Source organism: Bifidobacterium choloepi (assembly GCF_010667615.1).
In the GTDB taxonomy this organism is placed as follows: Bacteria; Actinomycetota; Actinomycetes; order Actinomycetales; family Bifidobacteriaceae; genus Bifidobacterium; species Bifidobacterium choloepi.
In genome coordinates, this window is record NZ_VYSG01000001.1 from 1,255,398 (window position 1) to 1,282,023 (window position 26,626).

At 66.8% G+C, this 26,626-nt stretch carries 15 protein-coding genes, 1 tRNA gene and 1 pseudogene; 10 read left to right on the forward strand and 7 right to left on the reverse strand.

The window, feature by feature from the left end; all coding sequences use genetic code 11:
• Positions 1 to 53: 53 nt before the first annotated feature.
• The 3 genes from F6S87_RS04985 to F6S87_RS08600 all read right to left on the reverse strand — a co-directional run bounded on the left by F6S87_RS04985 (position 54) and on the right by F6S87_RS08600 (position 2,585).
• On the reverse strand, positions 54 to 1,076 hold the full coding sequence (locus tag F6S87_RS04985; protein WP_407925103.1) for a potassium channel family protein: 1,023 nt from the start codon (positions 1,074 to 1,076) through the stop codon (positions 54 to 56).
• A 59-nt stretch (positions 1,077 to 1,135) separates the two neighbouring features.
• On the reverse strand, positions 1,136 to 1,912 hold the full coding sequence (locus F6S87_RS04990) for a YczE/YyaS/YitT family protein (RefSeq protein WP_196779083.1): 777 nt from the start codon (positions 1,910 to 1,912) through the stop codon (positions 1,136 to 1,138).
• A 217-nt stretch (positions 1,913 to 2,129) separates the two neighbouring features.
• Positions 2,130 to 2,585, reverse strand: coding sequence for a MarR family winged helix-turn-helix transcriptional regulator (locus tag F6S87_RS08600; protein WP_196779084.1), 456 nt, complete (start codon positions 2,583 to 2,585; stop codon positions 2,130 to 2,132).
• 154 nt (positions 2,586 to 2,739) lie between these two features.
• On the opposite strand from F6S87_RS08600, the gene F6S87_RS05000 reads away from it, so the two are divergent.
• From F6S87_RS05000 to F6S87_RS05030, 7 genes are all read left to right on the forward strand, one after another.
• A complete protein-coding gene (locus tag F6S87_RS05000) occupies positions 2,740 to 4,971 on the forward strand; it encodes a serine/threonine-protein kinase (protein ID WP_331270753.1) in 2,232 nt (743 codons plus the stop codon).
• 356 nt (positions 4,972 to 5,327) lie between these two features.
• Positions 5,328 to 6,356 (forward strand): DsbA family protein, encoded by a 1,029-nt coding sequence (locus F6S87_RS05005; protein ID WP_163227611.1) that lies wholly within the window; start codon positions 5,328 to 5,330, stop codon positions 6,354 to 6,356.
• Between the two features lie 375 nt (positions 6,357 to 6,731).
• Positions 6,732 to 6,808, forward strand: a tRNA-Thr gene (locus tag F6S87_RS05010).
• 807 nt (positions 6,809 to 7,615) lie between these two features.
• A complete protein-coding gene (locus F6S87_RS05015) occupies positions 7,616 to 9,277 on the forward strand; it encodes an aggregation-promoting factor C-terminal-like domain-containing protein (protein ID WP_163227463.1) in 1,662 nt (553 codons plus the stop codon).
• 96 nt (positions 9,278 to 9,373) lie between these two features.
• The gene (gene rsmA, locus F6S87_RS05020) at positions 9,374 to 10,258 is read left to right on the forward strand and encodes a 16S rRNA (adenine(1518)-N(6)/adenine(1519)-N(6))-dimethyltransferase RsmA (RefSeq protein WP_163227464.1); all 885 of its coding nucleotides are present in this window, start codon (positions 9,374 to 9,376) and stop codon (positions 10,256 to 10,258) included.
• An 81-nt stretch (positions 10,259 to 10,339) separates the two neighbouring features.
• Positions 10,340 to 11,272 (forward strand): 4-(cytidine 5'-diphospho)-2-C-methyl-D-erythritol kinase, encoded by a 933-nt coding sequence (locus F6S87_RS05025; protein ID WP_163227465.1) that lies wholly within the window; start codon positions 10,340 to 10,342, stop codon positions 11,270 to 11,272.
• A 316-nt stretch (positions 11,273 to 11,588) separates the two neighbouring features.
• The gene (locus F6S87_RS05030; RefSeq protein WP_163227466.1) at positions 11,589 to 12,212 is read left to right on the forward strand and encodes a LytR C-terminal domain-containing protein; all 624 of its coding nucleotides are present in this window, start codon (positions 11,589 to 11,591) and stop codon (positions 12,210 to 12,212) included.
• Between the two features lie 236 nt (positions 12,213 to 12,448).
• Here F6S87_RS05030 and F6S87_RS05035 read toward each other — a convergent pair whose 3' ends face one another.
• Positions 12,449 to 13,876 carry a CCA tRNA nucleotidyltransferase gene (locus F6S87_RS05035; protein WP_163227467.1) on the reverse strand — a complete coding sequence of 476 codons (1,428 nt, stop codon included), beginning with the start codon at positions 13,874 to 13,876 and terminating at the stop codon, positions 12,449 to 12,451.
• Between the two features lie 1,121 nt (positions 13,877 to 14,997).
• Between F6S87_RS05035 and F6S87_RS08955 the strand changes: the two are divergent.
• The 3 genes and pseudogenes from F6S87_RS08955 to F6S87_RS05055 all read left to right on the forward strand — a co-directional run.
• Positions 14,998 to 15,603: pseudogene (locus F6S87_RS08955) on the forward strand (NUDIX hydrolase); the annotation flags it as partial.
• Positions 15,604 to 15,609: 6 nt separating this feature from the next.
• Positions 15,610 to 17,928 (forward strand): DUF6049 family protein, encoded by a 2,319-nt coding sequence (locus tag F6S87_RS05050; RefSeq protein ID WP_163227468.1) that lies wholly within the window; start codon positions 15,610 to 15,612, stop codon positions 17,926 to 17,928.
• Positions 17,925 to 22,010, forward strand: a complete 4,086-nt coding sequence (locus tag F6S87_RS05055; protein ID WP_163227469.1) for a murein biosynthesis integral membrane protein MurJ — start codon at positions 17,925 to 17,927, stop codon at positions 22,008 to 22,010. The genes F6S87_RS05050 and F6S87_RS05055 overlap by 4 nt, the downstream gene beginning before the upstream one ends.
• Before the next feature lie 339 nt (positions 22,011 to 22,349).
• Here the strand turns inward: F6S87_RS05055 and trxB are convergent, their stop codons facing one another.
• The 3 genes from trxB to F6S87_RS05070 all read right to left on the reverse strand — a co-directional run bounded on the left by trxB (position 22,350) and on the right by F6S87_RS05070 (position 26,348).
• Positions 22,350 to 23,417, reverse strand: a complete 1,068-nt coding sequence (gene trxB, locus F6S87_RS05060) for a thioredoxin-disulfide reductase (protein WP_163227470.1) — start codon at positions 23,415 to 23,417, stop codon at positions 22,350 to 22,352.
• A gap of 266 nt (positions 23,418 to 23,683) precedes the next feature.
• The gene (locus F6S87_RS05065) at positions 23,684 to 25,402 is read right to left on the reverse strand and encodes a ParB/RepB/Spo0J family partition protein (protein ID WP_163227471.1); all 1,719 of its coding nucleotides are present in this window, start codon (positions 25,400 to 25,402) and stop codon (positions 23,684 to 23,686) included.
• 1 nt (position 25,403) lies between these two features.
• On the reverse strand, positions 25,404 to 26,348 hold the full coding sequence (locus tag F6S87_RS05070) for a ParA family protein (protein WP_163227613.1): 945 nt from the start codon (positions 26,346 to 26,348) through the stop codon (positions 25,404 to 25,406).
• Positions 26,349 to 26,626 lie beyond the last annotated feature (278 nt).

The following is a 26,626-nucleotide window of genomic DNA, read 5'->3' on the forward strand; positions in this document are numbered from 1 at the left end:
GCGACGCACTGGATTTTTCGGGACAAAAAATCCAGTGCGTCCATCCCGCTTATTTACCCCCCCCTCTTCCTACGCGGGCTGGTGTAGTGAGGCTGGCTCGGATGGTAGCGGCGCGAGGGACGGCCCGCGCCACCGGCACCGTAGCCGCCGTAGGCGCCATAGCCGCCGTGGCCGTAGGTCAGCGGCTGGAACGGGATTGTCGGATGCTGCGGATTCGGCAGCGGGGCATGCTGCGATTCGGCATGCTGCTGCGCATGCTGCGATGCATGCTGCAGCTCGGCCTGCATCGGCTGGCCGGATTCGTGTGCGCGCAGGCGCTTGCCGACTTTCTTCGAGTCCTTGCGCAGCCGCTCGATCTCGTGGTTGAGCTCGGCGACGCTGTCGGACAGCGCGTACATCTGCCCCTGCAACAGCTTCGTCTGCGCGTCGGTGTTGGCGATGTCGGCGTTTGTCTCCGTGACCGACTCGCGGTTGACCTGGTCGATGATCCACGACGCGATCATCGCCGTGACGATGCCGATCAACGCAATGCCGGTCAGCATCAGGATGATCGCGATGAGCCGGCCCATCGACGTGACCGGATAGATGTCGCCGTAACCGACCGTCGTCACCGTCACGAACGCCCACCACATCGCCGTCGGGAAATTCGTGATCCTCGCGCCCGGCGCGTTGTGCTCGACGGAATACTCCGCGAGCGCGCCGACGTACAGCACGAGGCAGATCATGACGGCGGCGTACAGCGTGATCTTGCCGCGCACGGCGAAGCCGGCGCCGTGGTTGAACATGTGCAGCATCGCGACGAGCTGCAGCAGCCGCAGCGGCCGGAACATCGGCAGCGCGATCGAGACCAGCAGCAGTAGGTTCTTGCGGAACCACACTTTCCGGTTCTCGGCGAGCAGCAGCTCGACGACGTAGTCGATGGCATAGATGGCCCAGATGACGTCGATGACGCGGTTGCACAGCGTCACGTGCGTCTCGGCGAGAATCTCCCAGGAGTAGGCGAACAGGAACACGACGGACAGCACGAGCAGCGGACCGTCGGTATAGTGGTTCCATTTCTTGAGAGTCAAGGTCATGGACAGCATTGTAGGAAATCGCCGGTTTTTCCCGCGGCGATTTTCTACTTTGGAATGATTCAGTCCGCCAGCTCCCAGCGGCGCAGGTCGATCTTGTGGATGATCCTGTTGAAGACCTTGACGCACAGGCCGACGCAGATCGCGGCGGCGACGGTGCCCTCGCGCACGCCGATCAGGCCGTGCAGGCACAGCAGGCCGGAGACGACGGCGAACAGCACGCAGCACACATCGAACGCGACCTTCATGTTGCCGAACTTCCACGGCAGCACGCGGCACATCGCCATGACGAGTCCCTCGCCGGCGTTGAGGAACATGTTCGCGCGCACCTCCATCGAGATGCCGAGCGCGACGAACACGACGCCGCACGCGCACATCGCCCACTGCAGCAGGTAGCTGGACGGCGTCGAGAACGGCAGGATCGCGTCCCACACGTCGATCATCGAGCCCATGATGAAGGCGACGGCGATCTGCGCGACGTGCGTCCAGTTACTGTCTCGGCGCAGGATCAGCAGCTCGAGGACGACGAAGCAGGTGTTCATGATGATCGTCGTCGTGCCGACCGACAGGCCGGAGATCTGCGACGTGACGTACGGCACGCTCGAGATCGGCGACGTGCCGAGCGCCGCCTTGATCGACAGGCTGACGCCGAGCGCCGAGATGATCAGGCCGGCGACGAGCAGGATGCCGCGCCTGACGAAATGCTCGCCTTCCAGCGCCGGCTTGCGGCGGCGTCGCGTCGCCTTGTCCACGCCGGCTTCCAGCCCGGCTTCGATTTCGGCTTCCAGCCCGTTGAGTTCCGCTTCCAGTTCGCCGGCCGCGACGGCCGCCTTGTTCACCGTTTCCGTGGGTGCTCCTTTATATAGTCGTCTCTTCGTCGTTGTCCCCACCGCCGGCGGCCGCCGCCGCGCATGGCTGCGCAGGCGCGGTTCGCCGGGCGCAGTCGGTCCTGCGCCCGGCACGGCGTCATCGCATCGTTGGTGGGGTGTTGCTACTTACGTTGATGCCGAAACGATGCTCCCCGAATTCTTCGGGCGAATCGTTCCCGCTGTCGTCCTATTTGCCGGACGGCTCGTCCGCGGCGGCCATCGCGTCGATCGACTCGCGCAGCAGCCGCTTGAACTCGTCCTGTTCGGCGGGACCCAGCGCCCCGAGGATCGGCCGCTCGGCGTCGGCGAACACCGACGTCAGCCGCGCGGCGACGGCGCGGCCGTCGTCGGTCAGCGAGACGAACAGCGAGCGCCGGTTGCCTTCGTGATGGCGACGCACGATCAGGCCGCCCTTTTCCATGCGGTCGAGGATGCTGCCGATCGTCGCGCGGTCGAGCTGGCAGCCCTCCGCGATCGTCGTCTGGTCGGCCTCGCCGGCCGACTGCAGGAAATCGAGCACTTTCGGCTGGCCGGGCGTCAGTCCGAGCTCGGTCACGCGGGCCGTGACGCGGTGGTAGAGCGCCAGGTGCGCGCGCATCAGCAGGTAGTGGATGGAATCCGGCGTCTCCACGTCGCTTGCCATCTGTCGCTACCGCCTTCCCGAACGAAACTGTAAGTATTCAAACAATAAGTATTCATACAATTTGCCACCGACATATTGGAACAGCGGCAGATCCGAAAGAAAACTTCACATGCCGGACCGTGTTGTTTCCGCGGGAAACATTACGATGGTGGCCATGAGTGAAATCCATGCGCTGAATCTGGAACCGGGGGACGTCGTCGGCGGATACACGCTGGTGTCCCGCCTGGGCGCCGGCGCGATGGGTTCTGTCTGGCGCGTCGTCGACGACGGCGGCCAGGCGCACGCGATGAAGATCCTGCGCGACTCGCTGAGCGACGACGCGGCCGACGATCCCGACAGCCCCGAGCACCGCAGCCGTGTGACGGCTCGCGAGCGCCTGCGCCGCGAGGCGATGGCGCTGAAGAAAATCAGCAATCCGGGCGTCTGCGCGATCGACGACATGGAGCTCGACGACTCGGTCGCGTTCATCGTCACCGAACTGATCGAGGGCGAAAACCTGCGCGAGGACGTCGCCCACAACGGCAAGTACGTCGCCGAGGACCTCGAGCGGCTCGCGAGCAAGCTGATAGCCGCCGTGCAGGCGGTCCACGACGCGGGAATCGTTCACCGCGACATCAAGCCGACGAACGTCATGGTCTCGCTGTCGGGGCCGATCCTCGTCGACTTCGGCATCGCGATGGGCGCCGGCGAAAGCCACGTGACAACAACCGGCCTCGTCATGGGCACGCCGGGCTTCATCGCGCCGGAGATCATCGACGGCGCCGAAAGCGACGACGAGACCGACTGGTGGTCGGTCGCGTCGGTGCTCGCGTTCGCGGCGACCGGCCAGCCGGTCTTCGGCAAGTCGCCGATGATGGCGGTGCTCGAGCGCGAGGCGAGCGGCAACGCCAACCTCGCCGGCCTGCCGCCGCGCACGATGGCGGCGTTCCGCTCGGCGCTCAACCCCGACCGCTCGAAGCGCTGCTCGCCGCAGGAGCTGCTCAACGCGATCACGCAGGACGCATGGGATTCGACGGCCTGGCAGGACGCCGGCGGCTCGTCGCTGCTCGGCGCGCCGGCCGCGTCGAGCAGTTCGAACGATTTGTCATTCCTGGACGATTCGGCCGCCGCGGCCCCGTCCGCGACGTCGCCGTCGTCCGCAACATCATCGCCGTCGTCCACCAGCGGGGCGGCGATGCCCCCTTTTGGCTCTCCTGACCCGCGCCGGGGGTCAACTGCGGCCATCGCCAATCCGCGCCTGGCCTGGCGGCGTCCGCTGCCGCCCCCTCCGCCGCGGCACACGGCCGCCAATCCGACCCGCCCGATGCTGACCGCGCTGCCGACGACGCGTCTCGACGAGGCCGCTGAACCGACGGTCGCCGAGCCGCATGCCGCCGAACCGCCAACCACGCGCATGCCGGAACCATATGCCGCCGAACCGCCAACGATCGCCGAACCGGTCGGCGACTACTACCAGTCGCCGGCGCTTGGCCGGCTCGTCACGAACACCGAGGCGGCCCGGAACGGGGGCGCCGCGCCGCCGGCGATCGCGCCGACCGCGGTCGCCGGCCAGGACGAAGTCGGCGCGACGGCCGTGCAATCGCCGACAGCGGTACAGCCGCAGCCGGTCGCCACGCAGCCCGAATGGAACGAAGTCCCCATGCAGCCGACCGGCGCCGGCGAATCGTACAATCCGTACGGCCAGCAGCCGTACGGCGCCGAATCGTACCCGCAGAATCCGTACACGCAACCGCCCGTCGACTCGCGGGCCGACTATCCGCGCCGAGGCGCGCTGCCATGCTGGCTGCTGGCGATCCCGATCTTCCTGCTCGGCGCGGCGATGCCGTTCGCCGGGCTGACGCTGTCGTTCGTGCTGCTGTGGATCCTGATGGCGGCCGGCCTCAACGTCAACGCGCAGCGCCAGCGCGAGATGCGCCGCGGCGGCCAGTCGCGCGGATCGGACGCGGCGCTGCGCGTCGTCTCGTTCCCGGCCCACCTGCTCAAGGGACTGGGCCGCGCCATTCCGGCGATGCTGCTGGACACGCTGATCGCCGTCTGCGTCGCCGTCATCGGCACGGTGCTCGGCCAGCTGCCGCTCGAATCCGTCGGCCTCGACGTCGCCGGCCTCGCCGTGGCCGTCAAGCTGCCGTACGATTCGACCGCCTCGCTGACGGCCGGTATCCTTGGCCTGGCGTGCGGCTGCGGCTGGCTGGTCGCGTGCCACGGCCCCGGCGGCGAGATCGTACGCACCGGCGCCGGCTCCCTGCGCGGCAAGTCCGGCTCGACGCGCTCCTCCACCCGCCTCTATGTCGCCGTCATGCTCGGCATCTGGCTGGCCCTGACCGCCTTCATCCTTCTCGCCGCCCTGGCCACCCCCACCGTCGACTGGACCCCGTTCCTCGCCTGAACCCCGGGCGAATCGTGAAAAAATGGCGGAAATTGGGCGGGCGACGAACGATTCCCATGATTCCTTCAGCAAGCGCCCACACACTTGCTTCGGCATGATGTTCCGCTTGCGGAACGGCTGTCAGTATATTTGAGAGACAGAAAACAGGACACCGGCGCGCGGGAGAGACCGCCGCGTTCATCCAGGAAAGGACTGGGATGGCCCAGAATCCCAAGAATTCGAGGAATTCGAAGAACGCAGCTCCGAATTCGAACGCCAAACCGAATCAGCCGAATCAGAAGAAGCAGAACGGCGCGACCGACAAGCGCAACGCCAACGCAGCCAACCGCCAGCAGGCGGCGCGCGACGCGAAGCGGATGAGCCGGGCCGAGCGGCGCGAGTACGACCGCCGGATGCAGGAGGCGCGGCTCGCGAAGGCGGCGAAGGAGCGCAAGCAGCAGACGATCATCGGCATCATCGTCGCCGTCGTCGTCGTGGCGATCCTCGTCGTCGCCGGCGTCGTCGTCTGGAACAAGACGCATCCGTCGGCCAGCGAGACGGCGTCGTCGGAGACCGTCGAGCAGGCGTACGAGGAGCTGCAGGAGGTGTCCGTCAAGCCGACGCGCGCCGACGACAAGGGCGGCATCCTGATCTCGAAGGACGGCTACGGCACGTCGGTCGACGACGTCCCGACCGTCGCGATCTACATGGACTTCCTGTGCCCGGGCTGCGGCAACCTCAACCGCCAGCTCGACCAGGACCTCATCAAGATGATGAACGCCGGCCAGGTCAACCTCGAGCTGCACTTCATGTCGTTCATGGACCGCTACTCGACCGACAACTATTCGTCGCGCGCGGCGAACGCGGCGCTGTGGATCGCCGATCACGACGACAATCCCGACCACCTGCTGCAGTTCATCACGAACCTGTACGCCGAGGACTTCCAGCCGGAGGAGGGATCGTCGTACGTCTCCGTCTCCGACGACAAGATCAAGGAGCAGGCGATTGCCGCCGGCGTCTCCGAGAGCGTCGCCGACGGCGCGTTCGACAACACCTACGACGACTGGCTGACGGCGATCAACACCTACACGCCGAAGCGCGAGGAGCTGTGGAACGTCTCCGGCTCGCTCAAGGGCTCGATGTCGACGCCGACGGTGACGATCAACGGCTACTTCTGGGACATGAACAACATCACGCTCGCGAACATGACGATCGCCGACGCGTTCCTCGAGGCGATCGAGCTGCCGGCCAACGAAGTCGGCGTCGCCGGCGATCTGCCCGGCATCGGCGCGACCGGCGTCCCGATCAACGTCGCCACCGGCGAGCCGCAGTCGACGGAGGAAAGTTCGTCGTCGGCCAGCAGCACGGCGTCGTCGAGCAGCACGGCCAGCAGCTCCAGCAAGTAGGTTCTCGCTCTTTCTTGCTTTTTCCTGATGTCTCTTGATGTCACGATCCCGTGATCGGATCCCGGGATCGTGACATCCGGGACACCGGGAGGAAGGATCCTCGCCCGAAGAGAGAAGATTCCGAACTCGATCAAACTCGATGCGACGATAGAAAAACTCGACAGATTTGGCGAGAAACTCTGGTTTTGAAAATCTTCACAATTTTTCGTGTCGCGGCCCGGGGACGGCATAGTTACCCCCGTACACAAAGACACACCCGCCAAAACGTTCGGTTGGTGCTGCTATGCTATTGCACGTTTGCTGCATCCGCGAGCGGATTTCGGTGCCCGCGAACGTCGGACAAACTCCATAAAATTCAACATTTCATGGTTATTTGCCTCTTTAGCTCAGATGGCCAGAGCGGCCGCCTTGTAAGCGGCAGGTCGTCGGTTCGATCCCGACAAGAGGCTCCATTGCGCCCAAAAAAGAGGCGTCGTATACTTGGAACCATACAAGTTGCGGCAAGCCAATGACGTTTTGGCGCAAGAAGAAGTCTTACCGTGTGTAAGTATCCGGAAGCCTTCCCCCAACCATAGGCTTCCGGTTCAGGCGAGGCAATCCCCCAACCAGCCTTGCCTGCCCGGGGGCGAGAACATCCCCTTCTCTCTCGCCCCCTCTTTTTGCTCTTGGACGCGTTCGCTACGAGCCGATTGACACCGAGCGTTTTCCTTCCAGCCCGCTCCCCCACTGCATCTTGTCCATCGGCTCCGTTTCCGCGTTCCGGCCACGATCCCCGCAGGTCGTGGCCGTTCCCTTGTTTACCGCCGGCCGCCCAACCGTCCGGCCGCCCAGCCCCATTGCCTGCCGCCATGCCTCCCGCGTCACGGGATTACGAATGGCATGGAAATCCGTCATGTGAAATTGTTCGCGGTGTCGATTTTGCAAAACATCTTGTCACAATCGCCGTCGTTGGCGAAGCCGACCTTGCAAAACCAAGGATCGCTAATAGTCAACTATGTTACCGCATTTTCCGCCTCCGGCATAGCGGGCCAACATCTCCGGGCGCGGCGGCCCGCGCCGACCGGGGACGGCGGCGTCATTGCGCCCCATCCGCGGTTCCCGGGTACGGCGGCTTCGCGACATCGACGACGTCGACGGGCAGCCAGCACGCCACCCGAGTTCGGGAAGAATCGTTCCAATTCCACCCCGGCCCCCTCGACGGCGTTCAGCAGGCTGTGGGAAGATGGTGCGTAACACTGCCGTCAACGAAAGAAGGACAGATGGCCAAGCGATGGACACCGAGGCACATGGTCGTCATGCGCCGGATCCGCGTGATGATCGTCGTCATCGCGCTCGTGCTCGCGAGCTGCGTGACCTTCTTCGCGACGGCCCGCAAGACAGTGGCGCTCGAAGTCAACGGCGAGAAGACGACGGTGACGACGTACGCGACGACCGTCTACGGACTGCTGCGGGAACAGGGCATCACGACGAAGACGCACGACGTCGTCAAGGCGACGAACGGCGAGAACCTGACGAACAACGACGTCGTCACGGTGAAGTCGGCCTACCAGACGACCGTCACGATCGACGGGCAGGCGGTGCCGTTCTGGACCGTCGCCAGCTCGTACGCCCAGCTCATCGGCTTCTTCGAGGCGAACGAGGTCGCCGCGAGCGCCATCACCGTCAACATCACGAACATTTACAACCAGCTGACCGGCGGCATCGTGCTGAACGCCGACGGCCCGGTCACCGTCATCGCCGACGGCAAGACGTCGGTCGCGCCGGACGGCAACCTGCCGGCGGCGAGCATCCTCGACTCGAAGGGCATCGTGCTCGGCAAGGAGGATCGCGTCAGCGTCTACGAGCAGGACGGCACGACGGTGCTGCAGGTGCAGCGCGTCACGCACGGCACCGTCACGGAGACGGAAGCCATCCCGTACGGCACGCAGACGGTCGTCGACTACTCGCTCGAGCCGGGCCAGACCGTCGTCGAGCAGGAAGGCGTCACCGGCGAGAAGACGAACACGTATTCGGTGACGTATGTCGACGGCGTCGAGGAAAGCCGTACGCTCACCGACTCAACCGTGACGAAGCAGGCGCTCGACGAAGTCATCGGCGTCGGCCCGGCCGCGACGGAAGACAATTCGTCGAACGATTCTTCCGCCTCGTCGGATTCCTCGAACGATTCTTCCGGTTCGAACGATTCTTCCGGTTCCTCCGACGATTCCGCCAAGGACAATTCGTCGTCCGATGACGACTCCGCGAAGAGCGACGACTCGGCGTCGTCCGACGAGTCCTCGTCCTCCTCCGACGACGCGTCGGCCGACGCGTCCGCGAGCGCGAGCCCGTCGACGTCCGACGACTCGGCGGCCAAGGACGACGCAAGCGCCTCCGCCACGGCCAGCCCGTCCGCGAGCGCGACGTCGGCACCATCGTCGAGCGCGACGACCAATTCGTCCGGCTCGTCGAACTCGTCCGGCTCGTCGTCGGGCAATTCCTCGTCCGGCAATGCCGGCTCGACAGGTTCGTCGGGTGGCAGCTCGGGCAGCACGTCGACGGGCGGATCGTCCTCGTCGTCCTCGTCGTCCTCGAGCAGCTCGACGGCGTCCGCGGCGAACTGCCGGCTGTACCGGCCGTCCGTCTCGGCCGCGCAGACGTACGCCGCCGGCGCGGCGGCGCAATACGGCTGGACCGGCGACGAGTGGACAACGCTCGTCACCCTGTGGAACAAGGAGTCGAGCTGGCGCTGGAACGCCGAGAACCCGACGTCGGGCGCGTACGGCATTCCGCAGGCGCTGCCGGCGTCGAAGATGGCCGACTACGGCGCGAACTACCGCGACGACGCCGCCGTCCAGATCGACTGGGGCCTCAACTACATCTCCAGCCGCTACGGCTCCCCCACCGCCGCCTGGAAGTTCTGGCAGACCAAGGGCTGGTACTGAGGTACCCCCTCCAGGGGGCTCTAGTGGCGCCGGTTACGACAGCGGGTAGGCTTGGGAGGAAGCATCGTTCAATTTTTTCGAAATCTGTGAGGTCACATGGGTGAGAACTCCGGCCGGCTGCTCGGAGCCGCCGACATCCGCAGGATCGCCGCCGAGGCCGGCGTGACGCCGACGAAGAAGTTCGGCCAGAATTTCGTCATCGATCCGGGCACCGTGCGGAGAATTGTCCGCGAGGCCGGCGTGACGGCCGGCGACCATGTGCTGGAAGTCGGGCCGGGGCTCGGGTCGCTGACGCTGGCGATCCTCGAGACCGGCGCGAGCGTCGTCGCCGTCGAGATCGACCCGCCGGTCGCCGTGCGGCTGCCGAAGACCGTCGCCGAGTTCATGCCGGACGCCGCCGGCCGCCTCGCCGTCGTCAACCGCGACGCGCTGACCCTCACGCCGGCGAACCTGCCGCAGCTCGGCGACGGCGAACGATTCGTCCTCGTCGCCAACTTGCCGTACAACGTCGCGACGCCGATCATCCTGACTCTTCTGGAACGATTCGCGGGGCTCGAATCGTTCCTCGTCATGGTACAGAAGGAAGTCGCCGACCGGCTGGCCGCGACCCCGGGATCGAAGATCTACGGCACGCCGAGCGTCAAGCTGGCCTGGTACGGCCACGCCGAACGCGCCGGCCTTGTCGGCCGCAACGTGTTCTGGCCCGCCCCGAACGTCGACTCGGCCCTCGTCTCGTTCACGCGCTATCCGGACGGCCACCTGCCGCTCGCCGACGAACTCGGCGTCGGGCGCGAGCTCGTCTTCGAGCTGATCGACGCCGCGTTCATGCAGCGTCGCAAGACGCTGCACGCGGCGCTGAAGAAAATCGTGCCGGCCGAGGCCTACGACCTCTCCGGCATCGACCCGACCCGCCGCGGCGAAACGCTGACGATCGACGAATTCGTCCGCCTCGCCGCCGCCGTCCGGCGCGCCCGCGACTAGGCGCCTCGGGTTCGGATATCGCCAATACCCCCGGAATCGTCCAACCATCCATTCCCTACCAACCGAAAGCGAGCGGCGGTCATGACCGACGACAACACTCCCGGCACCCTCGGCGCGGTCAGCGTCGACTGTCCGGCGAAGACGAACCTCACGCTGCATGTCGGCGAGCGACATGACGAGTGGGGCGGCCGGCACGCGCTCGACACCGTCTACTGCGGCCTCGGCATCTACGACACGGTGACGGTCGAGCAGAAGCGGCCGAGCACCGGCTTCTCCCTCGACATTTCCGGCCGCTTCCTCGGCGACCTCGCGTCGTCGTCGACCGACCTGCGCCGCAACCATGCCGTCCGCGCGCTGTTCACGATGGCGCACGCGGCCGGCCGCGAAGCCGACATCAGCATCTCGATCGAGAAGGAAATCCCGGTCGGCGCCGGCCTCGGCGGCGGCTCGGCCGACGCGGCCGCCGTCATCCTCGGCCTGAACGCGCTGTGGGAGCTCGACTGGCCACTCGAAAAGCTCCAGGCCATCGCCGCCGGTCTCGGCGCCGACATGCCGTTCTGCCTGAGCGGCGGCTATGCGCGCGGCACCGGCTTCGGCGAGCGGATCGAGCTGCTCGACGCGACGTCGCCGACCGTCGCGGCGCTCAGGGCCGACGGCTTCGACGGCGACGTCATCGTCGGCGCCTACCGGGCCGAACTCGGCACGCCGGAAGTCTACGGCCTGTTCGACGAGCTCGGCGACGGCGATGGCGACCTCAACTCGCTGCAGAAGGCGGCCATCGAGCTGCATCCGCGCTCCGGCCGCGCCATCGAGCTCGCGCTGGAAGCCGGCGCCACGCAGGCGTTCGTCTCCGGCTCCGGCCCGTCGGTCGTCGCGTTCGTGCCGGACGGCGCCGCGATGGAGGCCGTCGACCGCTCGTGGCGCGAATGGAACGCCGTCGACCGCCTGATCACCGCCACCGCCCCCGCCGTCCCGATCGTGCGTCATCTTGATTCCCCGGAAGGGGATCGCTGAGGCGTGACCGGAGCGATGGGCCGACTTGCGGAACGCAGGCGGTTACGCTCCGCATGCCGGTCCCCGGTCCCGCGTCGCCCGACAGCTCCCTTCCGGGGAGCCCGGGTTTGTGGGCAGTCCGGGTTTGTGACATGTTGAGGGAAAATTCAGGCACCGGGTTCCACGCGTCAGCTCTTGCGACTAAGCTTGGCTGTTCAGCACGTCGAGTCGCCGGAGCGGGGAATCCTCGCAGGAAGCTCCAAGGCATCCGGCGCACACTGGACGGTCGAGAGAATCGTTCACCATTCTTCAGCTGAACCACGAGACGAGGAGTGACATGTCCGAAAGCACCGACGGGCGCGAAGCGCGCAAGCAGTACATGCGCCACCGCCAGACCATGGTCTTCACGACGATCGGCGCCGTGCTGGTCGTCGCGATGATCGTCTCGCTGCTGTTCTTCTTCCATGTCGGCGGCCTCGGCAAGGTCGAGACGGCCGCCGACGAGCCGAACTTCGGCTATCCGGCGCCGTGCGTGCAGACCGAGGGCAGCGACTCGCAGGTCACCTACCTCGCGAACAACGCCGTCACCGTCCGCGTCCTCAACGGCACGTCGTCGACCGGCTTCGCGCAGGCGGTCGGCTCGGCGCTCGAGAACCGCGAGTTCGTGCTGCAGGGCGTCGACAACTATTCGTCGTCCGACGTCGAGCGCACGATCATCCGCTTCGGCAAGAACGCGATTCCGGAGGCGTACACGCTCGTCTCCAACTTCTCCGACGCGTACCTGCAGATGGACGACCGCACCGACAAGCTCGTCGACGTCATCCTCGGCGCCTCGTTCAACAACCTCGTCGACACCGACGACGTGCCGAAGACCGGTTCCGTCATCCCGAACATCGAGGGCTGCGTCGCCGCCGACCAGCTCACCGACGTCCCGAAGGCCGACGAACACACGGCCGTCTGACGTGCGTTAAATCCCCTGGAAGGGGATCGATGAGCGGCGATAGCCGCGAATCGAGGGGTCGACTTTCGGAGCGCATGCGGTTACGGACGCAAGCTCGCGTTCCAGCGCGCTCTCGCCGCCTTCGGCGGCATCGGCGGTCGACCCTCAGTCTCGCTACGCTCGACAGCTCCCGGAGAAGCCGCAAACGCTCGCCCGCGTTTGCATATTCCTGCGGTGTACGCCAGGGAGCTCTTTCCTTATTCCGCGTCCGCATGCGTCTCGTCGTACCACCTGTGCAGCTCGGCGACGGCTTCGTCGCGGGGGCTCGGGCCGTGATCGAGGCGGTAGTCGAGCATGTGGCGGTAGGCCTGGCCGACGATCGGGCCCGGCTCGAGGCCAAGTTCGGCCATGATCTCGTCGCCGTTGAGGTCGGGGCGGATCGCGTCGATGTCTTCCTGCTTCTTGAGCTCGATGACGCGGGCTTCCATGTCGTCCATCGCCTGCTCGAACATCTTCGCCTTGCGCTTGTTCTGCGTCGTCGCGTCGGCCCGCGTCAGGCGGTTGAGCCTGTGGTACAGGTGACCGGCGTCCTTGACGTAGCGGCGCACGGCCGCGTCGGTCCACGGCTCGTCGAGGTAGCCGTGGAAGCGCAGGTGCAGGTTGACGAGCTCGCTGACGTCGTCGACGACATGGTGGTCGAAGCGCAGCGCCTTGAGCCGCTTGCGCGTCATCTTCGCGCCGACGGCGTCGTGATGGTGGAAGCTCACCTTGCCGCCGGGCTCGAAGCGCCGCGTGGCCGGCTTGCCGATGTCGTGCATGATCGCCGCCAGCCGCAGCGTCAGGTCCGGTGCCGGCACCGGGCCGTCGGGACCGGTTTCCAGCGCCATCGCGCGGTCGAGCACGGTCAGCGTGTGCTCGAAGACGTCCTTGTGGCGGTGCTTCTCGTCGATCTCGAGCTGCAGGGCCGGCAGTTCCGGCAGCACGCGGTCGGCCAGGCCGGATTCCACCAGCGCTTCCAGTCCCGGCCGTGGCGCGTCGGTCAGCAGCAGCTTCGTCAGCTCGTCGCGCACGCGCTCGGCGGACACGATGTCGATGCGGTCGACCATCTCGCAGATCGCCGACGCCGTCTCCGGCTCGATCGAGAACCCGAGCTGCGAGACGAAGCGCACGGCGCGCATCATCCTCAGCGGGTCGTCGGCGAATGACTGGCGCGGATCGACCGGCGTCCTGAGCACCTTCCTGTTGAGGTCGTTCGCGCCGCCGTACGGATCCACGAACTCGAGGTCCGGCACCCGCAGCGCCATCGCGTTGACGGTGAAGTCGCGCCGGGACAGGTCGCCTTCCAGCGAATCGCCGTAGTCGACTTCCGGCTTGCGGGAGTTGGGATCGTAGCGGTCGGAACGATAGGTCGTCACTTCCACCTTGACTTCGGTGCCGTCGGGACGGCGCCTCATCGCGCCCAGTGTCCCGAACTTGCGACCCATGTCCCAGAAGCCGTCGTGGCCGAAGCGCCGCAGGATCGGCTCGAATTCCTCCGGCCGCGCCGACGTCGTGAAGTCGAGGTCGTGGGACTTGCGTCCCAGCAGCAGGTCGCGGACCGGACCGCCGACCAGCGCGAGTTCGTACCCCTCGGCAGCGAACATCTCACCCAATTCAATGGCTTCCGGCCACACTTCGAAGTTCAATGGAGAACCTTTCCCACTCTGTTTGTCTCTGTCGTTCCGTCGGCTGACTGCGCGCGGCCGCCGGCGGCACCGCGGCGCCGCGTCGTCGCCGCCAATCCGCGCGATGATTCTGCCCTACCAGCATACCGTCATTTTGCCTGCGCGCCGGGTTGAGTAATGTGGATAGCATGATCACGCCCGCGGACTTTGCGAAAATGCATGCCAGCTCCGCGGCCAACCATGCCCAAAACCCACTCGTGCCGGACAAACTGCTGTATACGTCGGCGTCGGCGGGGCTGCCGGTCGACGAGGTGCCGTCGGTCGTCATCGAGGGCGAGGAGGAGTTCGAGGAGTCGGACGACACTCCGAACGGTCCTGTTTTTCCTGAGAATTCGGTGGGAATCGAGACGCCGGACGATTCCCCCGTCGCACCGTCCGCGAGCGCCGCGCCGCTGCCGTCCGCCATCGTGCACGATGCTTCCGCTAGGTCGTCCGCGAGCGCACGGGGCCACGATTCTTCCGCGACGCTGCCGTCGCCGGCGATGCTCGACCGCAAGAAGATCGCCAAGCGCAAGGCCGCCGACACCCGCGCGGCCACGCTGAACGCCATCGCGCGCGTCGCCGCCGCGGCCGACGCCGCCGCGAAGCGCGAGCAGCAGCGCCAGGCCGAGATCGCCGAGCGTGTCCGCCGCGCCGCCGAGCGCGTGCGGCAGGCGGAACTGGCCAAGCTGGCCGAGGCGGCCCGTCAGGCCGGGGAAACCGAACAGGCCACGCGGGCAGCCACAAAGGCAGCCACGCAGCCGGCCAGCCAGGCAACCGCACAGTCCACGCCGGCCACGCCGGTCACGCAGCCGGCCCCGGCCGACCACACCCGCGAGGACATCCACACGGCGATGAGCGACGAGTTCGACGGTCCGGTCCGCCGCCGCGTCCGCCGCAAGCCCCAGCACAAGGCGACCGAGTTCCGGGCCGAAGCCGGTCCGCTGGCGGCGGCCGCCAGCTCCCTTCCGGGAAGCTCCGCACGCGCGGGCAAGCACGAGAACGCGACCAGCCACAAGCTCCCTGGAAGGGAGCTGGCGAGCGAAGCGAGCCTGAGGGTCGACGCGACCGCGCCAGCGGTCGCCAACGGATCACGTGGCGGCTCGTCTCCCACCCCCTCGGACGTGTTCGTGCGGCGGGGCGCGCATGCCGGCGTTTCCCGGCGGGGGTCGGTCCAGACGCCGAAGACGGCGAAGGCGCCGACGCCGGCGATGATGCCGAGGAAGCGCACGAGCGACCGGCCGGCGACGTTCGCGTCGCTGGATGCGCAGGACCTGCCCGTCGTGCGCGAGTATTCGGCGGGCGGACTGGTGTTCGACGACCACGGGCGCGTCGCGATCATCGCGCGCCACTCGCGCAGCGGCCACCTCGAGTGGTGCCTGCCGAAGGGCCACATCGAGAAGGGCGAGACGCCGCAGCAGACGGCCGTCCGCGAGGTTCACGAGGAGACTGGCATCCTCGGCGAGGTCGTAGATTCGATCGCCACGATAGACTATTGGTTTACAGGAACCAGCCAGCGTGTCCACAAGCTCGTCCATCACTTCGCCCTGCGCCAGGTCGGAGGCGACCTGACCGTGGAAGGCGACCCCGACCACGAGGCCGAGGACGCGATCTGGGTTGACTTCGGGGATCTCGACAGCGTCCTGAGCTACCCGAACGAACGCAAGATCGCCTGGCTGTACGCAAGGAAACTCAACAGACAGGCATAGTGCATCGTGGATCGACCCTCACTCCGCGCCCGGCGGCTTGCCCGCGCCGGCGCCATGCTGGTTGCCGTCGCGATGACGCTCGCCATCGTGGTCGCCACCGTCGCCGGCATCGCTCCGGCCGCGTCGGCGAACGAACCGGCGGTCACTTCGAACGATTCTTCCGTCTCGAAGGCCATCCTGGACCCCGACGGCAACCGGACCGCCGTCACGCAGGCCGACGACACGACGTCGTCGACGGGCGTCACCGTCTCGATCGAGGCGATCACGCCGGTCGTCACGTCGACGAGCGGGCTGACCGTGACGGCGACGATCAAGAACGGCACCGGCTCGGCGCTCGGGTCCGGCACGTTCGCGGCATTCGCCAACCTGAGCCACACGTTCGTGTCCAGGACCGACATCCAGCAATGGGCGGAAGGATCATCCAACATTCCGGTGCCCGACAGCCTCGGCAGCGTCGAGGTCTCCCCGATCGCCGACGGCGACTCGGCGACCGTCACGCTGACGGTGCCGGCCGACAACGACGTCCTCAAGTCGCTCGCGAGCTGGGGGCCGCGGCCGCTCGCGCTCGAGTACGTCGCCGACGACGGCACGACGACCGTCGACTACACGTTCCTGACGCGCTCGTGGGACGGCCTGTCCGGCACGAAGACGCCGGAACTCAACGTCGCCGTCGCGATGCCGCTGACGAGCGACGGCTGGGCCGCCAACGAGACGGCGATGGACAAGCTGCTCACCGGCAAGTCGACGAGCGCGACCGACCCGTCGGGCGTCGTCGCGCTGACCGACGACGCCGACAACGAGCTCAAGGCGAAGGACAAGCTCGCCGACCAGTACTCGTCGCTCAACATCGTCGCCGACCCGCGCGTCCTCGCCGACATCGGCACGCCGCACATCAGGGGCGTCATGCAGCCCGGCGACTTCGACATCACCGCCTACGCCGAGATCGACGACGCGCGGCTCTACGAGTCGGCCGGCGTGACCCTGCAGAGCTGGGCCGCCGAGACCGGCCTCAACACGTACCGCGCCGCGATCGGCGACGATTCGGCCACGTCGACGGCATACGCATGGCAGGGCGACGGCATCTGGACGCTCGACGCACTCGCGCAGGCCCGCGAGCAGGGCTACACGACCGTCATCGCGACGCACGACTTCGACCAGTCCGACGACTCGACGGTGCACACGTCGACGATGGTCGTGCCGACGTCGGCCGGCAACGTGACGGTCCTCGTCGCCCAGTCGGTCCTCTCCACGCTCGCCGGCGGCGAGGCGACGAGCGCCGACGCCGACGCCGAGACGACGAGCGCCGGCCGCGTGGCCCGCTTCATGGCGCAGAGCGCGTTCTACCAGATGGAGCAGCCGTACACCGACCGCCACCTGCTCGTCACGATGTCGGACAGCACGACGGCGTCCGAGGCCGGCGAGCTGATGGCCGCGCTGCGCGACGCCGACTGGCTCGACCTGACCGACCTCGCCGCGCTCGCCGACGCCGATCCGTACGCGTCCGGCGATGACGCGTCCGCGCTCGTCCCGTCGACGACCGGGGACTCGTCGGTCAGGACATCCGCGATCAAGGCGGCGCTCGAGTCGCTCAAGTCGAGCCGCACCGACATCTCGCGCTTCGTCGACTCGGTGCTCGTGACCGGCGACGGCGACTCGGCGACCGCGGCGGCCGGCGGCACGGGCAATGGCGCCGGCGACGGTAACGGTGCCGGCAACGGTTCGGATGGCGCCTCGGCGGACGGATCGTCCAGTTCGGACGATGCTTCCTCCGACTCGCAGGCGCGAGTCTCCGCGGCGAGCTGGGGACAGTACCTGCTGCAGGCCGAGTCGGCGACGGCGCTGCTGGCGATGGGCGGCTCGGCGAAGCGGATGGAGACGATGGTCCAGGCTGCCAGGCAGTTCGCCGACGAGCTGATGGATGCCGTCTCGATCACGTCGTCGAACGACGTCAACGTCGTCTCCGAGACGGCGTCGCTGCCGGTGACGGTCAGCAATTCGCTGCCCTACCCCGTCAACGTCAAGGTCTCGTCGATCACCGACTCGATGGAGATCGTCACGTCCCGCTTCGCCGAGACGACGGTGCCGGCGGCCGGCGAGGCGCAGGTGACGTTCACGATCCGTGTCTCCACCTCAGGCACTACGATTGCCACCGAACAATTATTGGACCGGCAGGACCAGGCGTTCGGCAAGTCCAAGACCACCACCATCACCAGCGCGCTCCAGATCAGCGACAAGAGCGGCGTGGCGTTCATCGTCCTCGCCGTCGTCCTCGGCATTCTGGGACTCTGGCGGCAGTTCCATCGCAAGAAAGATCCCGACGAATGAGTTCCTCCGTAGGCCGCAATTCCCTGATCATGGCATCGGGCACGGCCGCCTCGCGCATCACCGGCCAGATCCGCACGATCCTGCTCGCGGCGGCCATCGGCACGACCGGCCTCGCGGCCAACGCGTACCAGGCCGGCGCGATGATCCCGCAGGTCATCTACACGCTTGTCTCCGGCGGCGTCTTCAACGCCGTCCTCGTTCCGCAGATCGTCCGCACATTGAAGGCCAGGGACGCCGAGGAGCGGCTCAACAAGCTCATCACGTTCGCGATCGGCCTGCTGCTCGTCGTCACGCTGCTGATGGCCGCGCTGACGCCGGTGCTTGCGCGGCTCTACGTCAACGGTTCCGATGACTTGATTGCGCTGACGAGCTCGTTCACGCTGTGGTGCATGCCGCAGATCTTCTTCTATGGCCTGTATACCGTCGTCGGGCAGGTGCTCGCGGCGAAGAACCACTTCGCGACCTACGCGTGGTCGTCGGTTGGCGCCAACGTCATTAGCTGTGCCGGCTTCGGCGTCTTCATCTGGATGTTCGGCGACGCGACGGCGCAGGGCATCGGCTTCTGGACGCAGGACAAGATCCTGTTGACGGCCGGCTTCTGGACGCTCGGCGTCGCGTTCCAGGCGCTCGTGCTGTTCCTGCCGCTGATGCGCTGCGGCATCCACTACCGGCCGAAGTTCGGCGTGCACGGCATCGGCCTGCGCTCGATGGGCCCGGTCGCCGCGTGGAGCGTCGGCATCGTCGGCGTCGACCAGGTCGCCAACGTGCTGTGCACGCGCGTGACGACGGCCGCGCCGGGCGTCGCGAATGCGCTGTATGGCCTCAGCGAGTTCGACGTCGCCGGCAACGCGACGTACCAGAACGCCAACACGATCTACGTGCTGCCGTACTCGCTGATCGCCGTATCGGTCGCCACGGCGATCTTCCCGCAGATCTCGGCGTCGATCGCCGAGCGCCGCATCGACAACGCGCGCGCCGACCTGTCGCAGGCGTTGCGCATCGTCGGCATCATCATGTGCTTCTTCACGGCCGCGCTGATCGTCATGCCGCTCGCCGTCACGCGCGCGCTGCTGCCGTCGGTCGCCGTCCCGCAGGCGCAGCTCATCGCCGGCGTGCTGATCATGCTGTCGATAGGACTGCCGTTCTCGTCGGCCTACCTGATCATCCAGCGCACGTTCTACGCGTTCGAGGACGGCCGCTCGCCGTTCGTGTTCATCCTGATCGAGAACGTCATCCAGCTCGCGATCATGTACGCCGGCACGGCGCTGCTGCCGCCGACGTACTGGGCGATGGTGCTCGCGCTGTCGGTCTCGCTCGGCTACATCATCTCGTTCGTCCCGCTCGTCGTCATGCTGCGCAAGCGCTTCAACAACCGCCTCGACGGCAAGAGGATCGCGTTCACGTACGGCAAGGCGATCATTGCGACGATTCTCGCCGTCCTCGTCGGATTGCTGCTCCAGAAGCCGATCTACGCGCTGTGCGGCATCCACGTGACGTCGAAGGGCGGCACGATGGGCTGGGGACAGTCCATCCTCGCGTGCATCGTCTTCGCGGTCGTGCTGGCCGCCGTCTACTTCGGCTCGCTCGTCGTCATGAAGTCCGAGGAGCTGATGCAGATCATCGCGATGGTCAAGGCCAAGCTCGGCCGCGGCGGCGTCCCGGTGCCCGCGCCAGAAGCCGCGTCCGAGGCAGCCGAGCCCGCGACAGTATCCGCCGAGCCCGCGCTGGAACCTGCCAGGCCTGTCATTGTAACGCTCGACGAGCCGCTCAACGAAGTGGAGGAGCTTGTCCCGGCCGTTCCCGCCGAGCTGGAAGAAGAGCCGATGCCGCCGTCGTTCGCACCGGAGGATCGTTCCAAGATTCCCCCGTCGTTCGCCCCCGAGCACGCCGTCGGTCGCGCCGTCGAGGCGGCGGTGGCCGCGGGCGCGACAACGACCATGGCCAACGGTAATATGGCTGGGGTTGGACGTCATTCGGCACCGCCGGCATCCGTCGCCGCATCATCGGGTTACATACAAGCAGAGGACACCATGAAGCCGCATCTGGGAGACACCGTTCTTGGTCGCTACACGCTGGTCTCGCCGCTCCGCGAGGAGCCGGGACTGCAGGTGTGGAAAGCCAACGATCGCGTGCTCTCGCGCGACTGCCAGCTGTTCATCGTCAACAACCGCTCGGTCCTCGTCTCGGTCAACGCGACGGCCGGCTCGCTGGCCATGAGCCACGATTCCCGCTTCACGCCGGTGTTGCGCCTGCAGCACGACGGCGAGGTCGCCATCGTCGTCACGCAGCTCGATCCGGGCGTCTCGGTCACGCAGTACCTGCAGGGCCCGTCCGGCGCTCCTCTGAGCCACGAGGCGATGCGCTCGATCATCGCCGAGACCGGCCACGCCCTCGCCAAGCTGCACCGCGACCACATCACGAACCGCGCCGTCTCGACGGACACGATCCGCCTGACGAAGAGCGGCATCCAGCTCGCCGATACCCCGGTCTCCGCGGCCCTGGCCGACACCTCGGGCGCCGAGCCCACCGCGAACGACGAGCGCCTGGCCGTCTGCCAGCTCGCCGGCGTGCTCTACTGCATGCTGACCGGCAAGGCGAGTCACCGCCAGATGCAGTACTCGCTGGCCGAGCTGCCCTCCGACATCCCGATGGAATTCCGCGCGATCTGCAAGCGCGGCCTCAACCTGTCCGAGCCGGGCTCGCCGACGATCCCGCTGCTGACAATCAACGAGCTCGAGATGCTGCTCGGCGCCGCCAAGCCGCTGCACGCGCTGTCGCGTCACGACCTGCGCCTGACCGGCGTCGACGGCAACTGCTCGATCGTGACGGCCGCCGTCAAGCCGGTGAATCCGGCCGACCTGATCCCGATTCCGGACACGCTCGCGTCCTCCGACGTCCTGCCGGACCTCATGTTCAACCCGCTGCCGCTCAAGGGCACCGACGTGTCCGACGACGAGGACGAGGACGACGATTCGCAGGACGAATCGTCCGACACCAGCAAGAACGGCGAGCACGGCGACAAGGCCGGGGAAGGCGCCGCGGCGGAAGGATCGTTCAAGGCGCTCTGGAACACGTCGAAGCGCTACATGAACGGCCAGAGCGACAAGGCGGCGCCGGAGGTCGATCCGGCCGACAAGACCGAGATGTTCACGGCGTTCACCGGCGACGAGCCGGAGCCGCCGCTGCAGCCGAACCGGCTGACGATGGCGATGGACGTCTCGCTCGTGCGCAACGGCCACCGCGACGGCACGCAGGACGCGATCGACGGCACGAACTCGACCGGCCGCATCCCGATCGTCGACGCCGAAGGCAACCCGATCCTGCCGGGTGCCGAGTCGCAGCGCGCGCTGGAAGCCGAGCAGGCCGAGAAGAACGCCGCGTACGACGAGGGCCTGCCGCCGGCGCTGCCGCCGAGCTACGCGCCGAAGGAGAACCCGGCGCGGCATGCCCTCAGCGCGAAGTTCGACGACGGCAAGAAGAAGAAAAGCCGCAAGGGCCGTGTCATCGCCACCGTCATCGTCATCGTCGCGCTTGTCGCGGCGCTTAGCGTCTGCGTCCACTCGCTGATCACGAAGGGCTCGATCTTCGGCTTCCTCGAGGAGGACGACACGTCCTACTGGCCGTCGATGAACCTCAACGACGTGCCGTTCGGCAGCCGCCTTGGCGAGGACGTCACGTCGAGCCCGTCGACGACGTCGCCGACCGCCACCCCGACGACGACCTCGCCGTCGTCGACGGCCTCGACGACGAACACGACGGCCTACACGATCACGTCGCAGCGCTTCCTCAACGAGCCGAACGGCCAGCAGGGCTACGGCTACTACATCCAGCTGTCCCAGCCCGAGGACGTCTCGAGGGTGGTCGTGCAGATCCGCTCGTCCGGCGGTACCGGCTACATCTACGTCAACACGACCGGCGACCCGACGCAGGGCGAGAAGGTCGCCCAGTTCACGTTCGACGAGAGCGGCACCACCGACATCCAGCTCGACAAGACCGTCAACACCCAGAACATCGTCCTGTGGGTGCCGCTGGACAGCCTGCCCGGCAACCAGCTCTACATCCTGTCGATGAAGGCGTACTGAGGCCGTCCCATCCCGGGCCGTCCCATCCCGGGCCGTCCTATCCCGTCCGGAGGGTCAATGTGGAGACGGAGTCGCGTTACAGCGTGAGGCAACCGCCACATTGACCCTGTTTTTGTCGGCAGCCCCACGCTTGAATCCAATTAGCGTGGGGCTGCTGACAAAAAGAAGCTGCCGATGGCGGTTGCCTCACGCTGATGGGCATCTAGCGTGAGGCAACCGCCATGTTGGCCGGTATTGTGGCGACAAACTCACGCACTCGCGTTGGCAGCGTGAGGTTGCTGGCTAATTTGGCACGATTCTGGCATCCGAGTCATGCAACAGGTCGGGGAGCCACTCCCCTCACGCCTCGTCCAGATACCGCTGGGCGTCCAGCGCGGCGCGGCAGCCCATGCCGGCGGCGCTGATGGCCTGCATGTAGGTGTCGTCGACGCAGTCGCCGGCGGCGAAGACGCCGGGAACAGACGTTCGCGTGGACGCGCCGTCGACGAGGATGTAGCCGCGCTCGTTAAGGGGCAGCTGGCCGTCAAGGAACGCCGTGCACGGCTCGTGGCCGATCGCGATGAAGACGCCGTTGGCCGGCAGGACGGTCTCCTCGCCGGTCTTCACGTTGCGCAGCGTCACCGATTCGACGGACGAATCGTTGCCGTTGATGCTCTCGACGACCGAATCCATGACGAAGTCGATCTTGTCGTCGGCGACGGCCCGCTCGACCATGATCTTCGACGCGCGGAATTCGTCGCGGCGATGGACGACGGCGACCGACGAGCCGAAGCGGGCGAGGAACAGCGCCTCCTCGAGCGCGCTGTCGCCGCCGCCGACGACAACGATCGGCTTGCCGCGGAAGAAGAAGCCGTCGCAGGTCGCGCAGAACGAGACGCCGCGGCCGCCGTAGTCGATCTCTCCGGGGACGTCGAGGTGCCGGTAGCTCGAGCCGGTCGTTACGACGACGGCCCGCGCGCGGAACTCCTGCTTGCCGGAGCAATAGACGGTCTTGACGTCGCCGTTGAGGTCGACAGCCTCGACGTCGTCGAAGACGATTCGTGCGCCGAATCGCTCGGCCTGGCGCTGCATCTGCTCCATCAGGTCGGGGCCCATGATGCCGTCCGGGAAGCCGGGGAAGTTCTCGACTTCGGTCGTGTTGACCAGCTGGCCGCCCGGCGTCAGCGCGCCGGCGACGACGACCGGCTTGAGGCCGGCCCTGGCGAGGTAGATGGTCGCCGTGTAGCCGGCGGGGCCGGAGCCGATGACGACGACGTTCTCGACGGCCGCGGCGCCGTGCTCGGCCGGCCTGACGGCCACCTGCGCCGTGACGTCGGTGGCGTCGGAAGAAGAGGCGGGAGAAGAGGCAGGAGAAGCCTGCGTGGCATCGCCCGGCGCGGCGATGCCGAAGATGTTCGTTTCGCTCATGCCAGCCAGACTACTCCGCCCGACGGGGGCGCAACAGTCCCGTAGGCTGAGAGCTTTCCGGAAAACTGGACATGGCAAAGGCTCCCTGAAAGGGAGCTGCCGAGCGCAGCGAGGCTGAGGGTCGACTTACGGAGCGCAATTGGTTACGATCCGTAAGTCGACCCTCAGTCGGCTTCGTCGACAGCTCCCGGAAAGGCCGCAAATGCTCGCTCGCTCGCATTTGCATATTTCAGCGGCGGGCGCCAGGGAGCTTATATAAGAAGGCCCTACTCCTCCGTCATCAGCAGCGCGCTGATGCGGTCGAGTTCCTCGGGACTCGAGAAGACGATCTCGATGCGGCCGTGCTTCTCGGAACCCTTGATCGAGACCTTCGTGCCGAAGCGTTCGCCGAGCCGCTCGGGGATCGGCGAGCCGGACCACGGGTTGTTACGCTGGCGCGGCTTGTGCCGAGCCTGGTCTTCCTCGGACGCCGACATCGCGACGATCTCCTCGACGGAGCGCACCGACAGCCCCTCGTCGACGATCCGCTGCGCGACCTGCTCCATCATCTCCTCGTTCGGCAGGCCGAGCAGCGCGCGGGCGTGACCGGCCGTCAGCTGGCCGGAGACGACACGCTTCTGCACGGACGCCGGCAGGTTCATCAGTCGCAGCGTGTTCGCGATCTGCGGCCGCGACTTCGAGACGGACTTCGACAGCTGCAGCTGCGTCATGCCGAACTCGTCGATCATCTGCTGGTAGGCGGCGGCCTCCTCGAGCGGATTGAGCGCCACGCGGTGCAGGTTCTCGAGCAGCGCGTCGCGCAGCATCGAGTCGTCGGCGGTCGTCTTGACGATCGCCGGGATCGTCTCGAAGCCGGCGAGCTTGCTCGCGCGCCACCGCCGCTCGCCCATGATCAGCTCGTATTCGCTGTCCATCTGCCCCTCGAACAGCGCGTTGAGTTCGTCGATCGTCGCGGAGCCGTCGATATTGCCGAACGATTCGTCCGCCGCGGCGCCGTCCGCGGACTGTCCCGCCCTGGCGGCCTTCGAGGCCTTCGCGGCCTCGATCTGCTCGGCCGGGCGGTGGCGCACGACGATCGGCTGCAGCACGCCGACTTCGGCGATCGACTCGGCGAGCTCGCGCAGCTCGTTCTCGTTGAAGACCATGCGCGGCTGGTGCAGGTTCGGCCCGATCTCGTCGAGCCTGAGCTCCATCAGGTAGCCGCCGGCGACCGGCTTGAGTTCGGCCGGCTGGCCTTCGGCATCCGTCGCGGCCGGCGCCTGCGACGCCGTCACGTCGACGTTGTAGCCGGCAGCGGCCGCCTTGAACTTCTCGGGATCGACGACCGGCGTGCCGTCGAAGAACATGTCGCTCGGATGCGCCATGTCGCCGATCGCCGGCATCGACATGCGCTTGCGTCCCTTGCGGCCGGTACTGGACGATTCGTCCGCCTTCTTCACCGCCTCGATCTCGGTCGTCGCCGTCTCGTCGGCGGCGACGTCGAGCTTGTGCACGGCGGCTTCCGGCTGCAGCGTCATCGGCCTCGACAGCATCGACACGGTGCTCGCGTTGCGCGTCATCGTCCCCATCGACGGAATCGTCGACTCCAGCGGCGACACGGGCCCTTCCTGCTGGGCGTCCGTGGCAACGCCGACCTCGCCCTGCCTCTCGCGCTTGCTCTCCGTTGCGGGAGCTCCCTCGGCGGAGGCTGTCGGCGAAGCCGGCCGAGAGTCGACACGACCGGCGGAGCCGGCCGTCAACGAGTCGGCCTTGGTCCCGGTCTTCCTGGCGGCCTTCTTCGCCGCGGGCTGCTTCTTCGCGGGAGCCGTGGCCTTCTTCACGGTCGGCTTGGCGGCCGTCTTCGGCCTGGCGGACGAATCGTTCTTCTTGTCCGACGATTCTTCCTCCGCTACCGGCGACTTCTTCGGCGCGACGAGGTCCTGTTCGTCGGGGAGCGCCGGGAACAACGCGCCGAGGCCCCTGCCCAACCGTGATTTCGCTGCCATGTCAGTTCTCGTTCCTTCTCATGTCGATGGTTTGCAGGACGACGTCGGACCGGTTGTCGATCTCGAGCGCGGCTTCGCAGTACGAAATGGCTCCCTTGCCGCGCGGATCGTACTTGATGACCGACTGGAAGAAGCTCGGCGCTTCCGAGACCTTGACGGTGCGGGGAATCGTCGTGTCCAGCACGATGGACGGATAGTGGTTCTTGACTTCGGCGTAGACCTGCTGGCTGAGCAGCGTGCGGCGGTCGAACATCGTGACGAGCATCGTGGAGACGAGCAGCGCCGGGTTGAAGTTGCGCTGGACGAGGCCGATCGTGTTGATGAGCTGGCCGAGGCCCTCGAGCGCGTAGTATTCGGCCTGGATCGGGATGAGCATCTCGTTGACGGCGCACATCGCGTTGATGACGAGCAGGCCGAGCGATGGCGGGCAGTCGATGAAGACGTAGTCGTAGTGCTTCTCGCTCGACTCGAGGAACTCGTCGAGCTTCTCGCGCATCAGGTTGTTGCGGTTCGGCATGTCGGCGAGCTCGAGCTCGGCGCCGGACAGGTCGATCGACGCCGGCACGACGTCGAGGTTGTCGAAGTCGGGGCATGGCTGCATGACCTCGGCGATCGACGAGCGGCCCTCGATGACGTCGTAGACGGACGGGGTGCCGGAGGTGTGCTCGATGCCGAGCGCCGTCGACGCGTTGCCCTGCGGGTCCATGTCGATGACGAGGACGTTGAGGCCGCCCTCGGCCATCGCCGCGGCGACGTTCACGGCCGTCGTCGTCTTGCCGACGCCGCCCTTCTGGTTCGCGACGGCGAGCCGGCGGGTCTCGGCCGGCGGGTTGAACTTGGCATTGTGGATGCGCTCGTAGCGCGTCGATTCGTCGGCGATCTCCGCGCCGAGCGTCGTGTCGTCGCCGCCGAAGATCCTGCTGATCGTCTCCTGCGCGCTTTCCATGTTGTCGATGCCGTTGTCGACACCATTGTCAATGCCGGGGACGTTGTCATTCCCTTGTACAGCCACGAAGAGGCCCTCCTCACGATTCACAATATCTAACAGTTTCTTCAGCCGTATGGACACGGTCCGGCGTTGATCGTCCACTACGTTGTTTCACGTGAGTACCCAAAAGTTTCACGTGGTTTCGGCTCCACACTAGTCCGTTTCGCCTGCTCCCGCATGCCAAGCATGTCACAACGTGGACGGCATGGCAGTGGCGTGGCAACAGCATGGCAGCG

What these genes read in the sequence shown, in the direction of transcription:
- F6S87_RS04985 (WP_407925103.1), bottom strand. Translation starts at nt 1,076, where the DNA reads ATGACCTTGACTCTCAAGAAATGGAACCACTATACCGACGGTCCGCTG.
- F6S87_RS08600 (WP_196779084.1), bottom strand. Translation starts at nt 2,585, where the DNA reads ATGGCAAGCGACGTGGAGACGCCGGATTCCATCCACTACCTGCTGATG.
- F6S87_RS05000 (WP_331270753.1), top strand. Translation starts at nt 2,740, where the DNA reads ATGAGTGAAATCCATGCGCTGAATCTGGAACCGGGGGACGTCGTCGGC.
- F6S87_RS05005 (WP_163227611.1), top strand. Translation starts at nt 5,328, where the DNA reads ATGAGCCGGGCCGAGCGGCGCGAGTACGACCGCCGGATGCAGGAGGCG.
- F6S87_RS05015 (WP_163227463.1), top strand. Translation starts at nt 7,616, where the DNA reads ATGGCCAAGCGATGGACACCGAGGCACATGGTCGTCATGCGCCGGATC.
- rsmA (WP_163227464.1), top strand. Translation starts at nt 9,374, where the DNA reads ATGGGTGAGAACTCCGGCCGGCTGCTCGGAGCCGCCGACATCCGCAGG.
- F6S87_RS05025 (WP_163227465.1), top strand. Translation starts at nt 10,340, where the DNA reads ATGACCGACGACAACACTCCCGGCACCCTCGGCGCGGTCAGCGTCGAC.
- F6S87_RS05030 (WP_163227466.1), top strand. Translation starts at nt 11,589, where the DNA reads ATGTCCGAAAGCACCGACGGGCGCGAAGCGCGCAAGCAGTACATGCGC.
- F6S87_RS05055 (WP_163227469.1), top strand. Translation starts at nt 17,925, where the DNA reads ATGAGTTCCTCCGTAGGCCGCAATTCCCTGATCATGGCATCGGGCACG.
- trxB (WP_163227470.1), bottom strand. Translation starts at nt 23,417, where the DNA reads ATGAGCGAAACGAACATCTTCGGCATCGCCGCGCCGGGCGATGCCACG.
- F6S87_RS05065 (WP_163227471.1), bottom strand. Translation starts at nt 25,402, where the DNA reads ATGGCAGCGAAATCACGGTTGGGCAGGGGCCTCGGCGCGTTGTTCCCG.
- F6S87_RS05070 (WP_163227613.1), bottom strand. Translation starts at nt 26,348, where the DNA reads ATGGAAAGCGCGCAGGAGACGATCAGCAGGATCTTCGGCGGCGACGAC.